Source organism: Streptococcus sanguinis, from assembly GCF_003943735.1.
Taxonomy (GTDB): domain Bacteria; phylum Bacillota; class Bacilli; order Lactobacillales; family Streptococcaceae; genus Streptococcus; species Streptococcus sanguinis_E.
On record NZ_RJMV01000029.1, the window covers coordinates 1 to 1,116 of the forward strand.

The following is a 1,116-nucleotide window of genomic DNA, read 5'->3' on the forward strand; positions in this document are numbered from 1 at the left end:
ACATTGAACGATTCAATGATTCAACATTGAACGATTCAATGATTCAAGAATATTTGAAAAAATTAAGGAATTAAATATTGTTATCAATAGAAAAAGGAAAGTGTGTGGAGAATCTAAATTAGTATTTTTCTATCTTGTCAAAGATGATTTGCTCGAGTCACAAGAGCGAACAAAGTTTTTTGATTTTATTATTCCGGTAGTTCCTGTTGTCACTACTTCAAATTCCTATGATAAATTAATAGAAATATTAGAAGATATGGAACTTGGTGAGGGATTGGATGAAAAATTTTTATTTAATATCTCATTATACCTTGATGATATGCGCCTGATTAATAATATTTGTAATGAGTATCTGACCTACAAAGAATCATTGAGTACTCCGAAATTAAATCCTAAAAAAGTATTTTCAATGATAGTGTACAAAAATATCTTCCCTAAAGATTTCTCTCTTTTACAAAAGAATCAAGGGTATTTATATGAATTGTTACATTCAAAAGATGAACAGTTAGAAGAACGAAAAAATGAATTATCGGAAAAAATTCAATTATTGGAGAAAGAGATTGAAAATGCACAAACAGAGCAGCTGAGGGATGAGGTTGAATTGTACGGTCTAAATTTTCAAATCCCTGAAGGTAAATCAGTGATTGAAGTAAATGGAAAGAGCCAAGCAAAGTTCTCCTCCTATCATGAATTTATCATGGAGTTGCTGAAAGAAGACAGCAAAATTACTTCTTTTAGTAATTTTTATGATGCTCATTACAATCAGTCTAGTATTGAGGAAACTCTTGATTCAGTATTTCCTAATAAAAATAGTGCAGAATTTCAAGAGCGTCTAAAAAACACTAAGAATAAACGAAATTTGCCTCGTTTAAATGATAAACTTAAATCGTTACAAAATGAACTATATGAGTTGGATAGATTCAGATTGTCAGATGTTTATGAATCCTCGATTCAGATTGAGAATTTTGATAGTCTGTATTCAGAATCAATTAAAGAAAATCCACAATTTGCTATTATTCCTTTTTTAATAAGAAATACTTACATTGATGAAACATATCAAGATTATCTGACCTATTTCTATGATAATAAAATTACAAAAGAAGAAAAGGAATTTAT

1 protein-coding gene is annotated in these 1,116 nt (G+C 28.7%); it reads left to right on the plus strand.

What is annotated here, in order from left to right:
• Positions 1-82: 82 nt before the first annotated feature.
• Positions 83-1,116: YobI family P-loop NTPase (locus D8877_RS12205; protein ID WP_446677726.1), on the plus strand; the 1,034-nt coding region annotated here is incomplete at its 3' end.